This is a genomic window from Nonomuraea lactucae (assembly GCF_003313395.1).
Classification (GTDB): domain Bacteria; phylum Actinomycetota; class Actinomycetes; order Streptosporangiales; family Streptosporangiaceae; genus Nonomuraea; species Nonomuraea lactucae.
In genome coordinates, this window is the sequence record NZ_QNFZ01000675.1 from 1 (window position 1) to 2,998 (window position 2,998).

Below are 2,998 nucleotides of genomic sequence, written 5' to 3' on the forward strand. Positions count from 1 at the left end.
CGCCACGCGGGCCGGGGCCGCCTCGGTGCTCACCCGGCTCGGCGGGGAGCCGCTCGGCGAGGCCCCGGGCCTGGCGTGGGAGCACGGCCGCTTCTCGGCGCCCTACCTGCGCGACTCGCTGCTCGCCGCGGGGGCGACGGTCGAGACGCTGGAGACCGCCGGGTTCTGGTCGGGGCTGCCGCGCCTCTACGACGCGGTACGGCTGGCGCTGCACGGCGCGCTCGGGTCACCGCTGGTCATGTGCCACATCTCCCACGTGTACGAGACCGGCGCCTCGCTCTACTTCACCGTGGTGACCGCCCAGCGCGGTGATCCGGTGGAGCAGTGGGCGCGCGCCAAGGAGGCGGCCACGGCGGCGATCGTGGAGGCCGGCGGCACCGTGTCGCACCACCACGGGGTGGGGCGCGAGCACCGGGAGGCGTACGCGGCCGAGATCGGGCCCGTGGGGGTGGAAGTCCTGCGGGCGGTCAAGTCGCGGCTGGACCCGGCGGGCGTGCTCAACCCGGGCGTCCTCATCCCGTGACCCGCCGCCGGTCCGCCCGCCCCATGCCGCCCCATGCCGCCCCATGCCGCCCCATCCGCCCCATCCGCCCCATCCGACATCCGGCTCGCCATGCGTGGCTGATCAGTCGCCGGGGTCGGATCTGGCCGTGGTGTCCGCCTCCTCCCTGGCCGCCGCGGCGTCCTCGTAGCGGCGCAGCGCCCGGTAGACCTCCGACAGGCAGCCCAGGCTGATCACCAGCGCCGCTCCGCCGGCCGGGCGGGCGAGTGCCACAGCCTCCTGCGCCGCCGTCAATGCCTCGCCGGGACGCCCCCGCCTGAGCATGAGCCCGGCCGCCGCGCGCAGGGAGCGGGCGAGCAGCGGGGTGTGCGCGGGATCCACCGCGGCCAGCGCGCGGCTGCGCTCGACCGCCTCCCTGACGCTGCCCGCCGCGGCGGGGCTCCAGCGTGACCGGGACTGGGCGTACGCCAGCAGGCCCTCGACGGCGTCCACTTCCAGGGTGTCCCGCCGGGTCGTATCGTCTGATCCGTTCCGGGCCAATGGCAGCCCCTCCCACGGCCGACAACCGCTTGCTTGGGCCGTTGAGGCTACACCATCGCGAACCTTCTGTGTCGGCGGCGGCACGGAGCGTTCGGGTCCGTTCAGGGGCGTTCGGGTTCGTTCGGGTGCGTTCGGGTGCGGTCAGAGAAGATCGCCGCGAAGATATGGCTCATGGTGGAAGTCGCGGCTGAACGTGGAAAGCAGCTCTCCTCCCGGGTCTCGGAGGAGGGCGCCGGGTGGTCCTGCCAGCAGATCGGCACGTTCGCGCAGCTCAGGCCGGATCGCGATGGATTCTCGTGGCTCAACCCGCGCACGCTCTGGCGCTCGCGCAACGAGATCCTCGCCGGGCTGTTCGGCGACCCGTCGGGCGAGGTGCGCGCGCGATGGGTGGAGGCGCAGGAGGCGCGCGGAGCCGACCCGGAGGCGCGCGTCAGGCCCGGCCTCGGGCCGAGCTTCGACTTCCTGCTGCTCGGCGACACGGGCGAGGGAGACGCCTCCCAGTACGCCGTCGTGCCGGGGCTGCTGAGGTTATCCGAGGGCACGTCGTTCGCCGTCGTGGCCAGCGACGTGATCTACCCGGCCGGCTCGGGCAACGAGTACGGGGACAAGTTCTTCCGCCCGTACAAGGACTACCGGGCGCCGATCTACGCGATCCCCGGCAACCACGACTGGTACGACGGGCTCGGCGGTTTCATGCGCGTCTTCTGCGACGCCCCGGCGCTGCGGCCGAAGCCCGACTCCGGATGGCTGCGCGGGCTGCTCTGGCGCAAGCCCGAGCCCGTGGACGAGCGGCGCCTGGCCGAGGCCCGCGAGCTCCGGGGACTGCCCTCCCAGCGGGCCACCGGGCCTGCAGCGCAGCCGGGACCCTACTGGGCGGTCGAGAGCGAGAGCCTGCTCGTCGTCGGCGTGGACACCGGCATCGCCGGCCTGATCGACGCGCGGCAGGCCGAGTGGCTGCGGAGGGTCTCCCGCGACCCCAGGCCGAAGGTCCTCGTCACCGGCAAGCCGATCTACACCCGCAACGACTACAAGCCCTCCCCGCTGGAGGGCGGCGGCACGATCGACGACATCGTGCGCGACCCCGCCCACCGCTACGTGGCCGCGATCGGCGGCGACGTGCACAACTACCAGCGCTATCCCGTGCGGGTGGGCGACCGGGTGATCCAGTACATCGTCTCCGGCGGCGGGGGCGCGTTCATGCACGCCACCCACACCATCCGGCGGGTGGACGTGGCCGGCGTGCGCGAGGACGACTTCAGGTGCTACCCGCTGCGCGGCGACTCGCTGTCGTTCTACAGCCAGCTATACGCCAGGCGGCTCCGGATGAAATGGGTCTGCCTCACACCGGCCGAGGCCGCGTGCATCATGTCCGAACAGATCAAGAACGACCCCGTCCGGCCCGTCCATGGCCCGGTGCGGATCACCCGGCGGATGCGTTGGGCCGCGCGGCTGCTCGGGGCGTGGCCGTGGCCGCTGCGGCTGCCCGTGGACCGGGTCTTCCACCGCTACCTGTCCGAGGTGTCCGACTGGGACACCCCGCCGTTCTTCAAGCAGTTCCTGCGCCTCTCGGTCACGCCGGAGACGCTGACCGTGCGCTGCTTCGCCGCCACCGGCTGCCTGGCGCAGGAGCTCGAACCTCCCCTGGAGGACGAGGTCAGCATCAGTCTGTCGTAGCCGCCTGGCACGCTGGGGACGTGTACGTGGTGCTGGCGGGAGAGACGATCCTCCCGGTCGGGGGCGAGGCCCGGCGTCCCCCCGATCTGGCGCGGGCCGTACGAGAGCTGGAGACCCGGCCCGAGGCTGGGCGGCCGCGGTGGGTGTGGGCCGACGCGCGGGAGGACTACCCGCCGCTGCTCGGCGCGGGCGTGCGCGTGTCGCGCTGCCACGACCTGGCACTGACCGAGGGCCTGCTGCTCGCGGCCGAGGGCCGCCACGGCGAGCCCCGCTCGGCCAGGG

Annotated in this window: 3 protein-coding genes and 1 pseudogene; 3 read left to right on the plus strand and 1 reads right to left on the minus strand. The window is 73.5% G+C overall.

The features are described from left to right. On the plus strand, positions 1 to 523 hold a 523-nt coding region (locus DQW85_RS25215; RefSeq protein ID WP_275888258.1), incomplete at its 5' end, for an FAD-linked oxidase C-terminal domain-containing protein. Positions 524 to 625: 102 nt separating this feature from the next. Here DQW85_RS25215 and DQW85_RS25220 read toward each other — a convergent pair. Then, the gene (locus DQW85_RS25220; protein WP_113702464.1) at positions 626 to 994 is read right to left on the minus strand and encodes a hypothetical protein; all 369 of its coding nucleotides are present in this window, start codon (positions 992 to 994) and stop codon (positions 626 to 628) included. 219 nt (positions 995 to 1,213) lie between these two features. Here DQW85_RS25220 and DQW85_RS25225 point away from each other — a divergent pair, with 219 nt between their 5' ends. Together DQW85_RS25225 and DQW85_RS25230 are read left to right on the plus strand one after the other, a co-directional pair. Beyond that, positions 1,214 to 2,716, plus strand: a complete 1,503-nt coding sequence (locus DQW85_RS25225) for a metallophosphoesterase family protein (RefSeq protein WP_113702465.1) — start codon at positions 1,214 to 1,216, stop codon at positions 2,714 to 2,716. A 20-nt stretch (positions 2,717 to 2,736) separates the two neighbouring features. Next, positions 2,737 to 2,998: pseudogene (locus tag DQW85_RS25230) on the plus strand (bifunctional 3'-5' exonuclease/DNA polymerase); the annotation flags it as partial.

Coding starts and splice junctions, on each gene's coding strand:
- DQW85_RS25225 (WP_113702465.1), top strand. CDS start 1,214: ATGGTGGAAGTCGCGGCTGAACGTGGAAAGCAGCTCTCCTCCCGGGTC.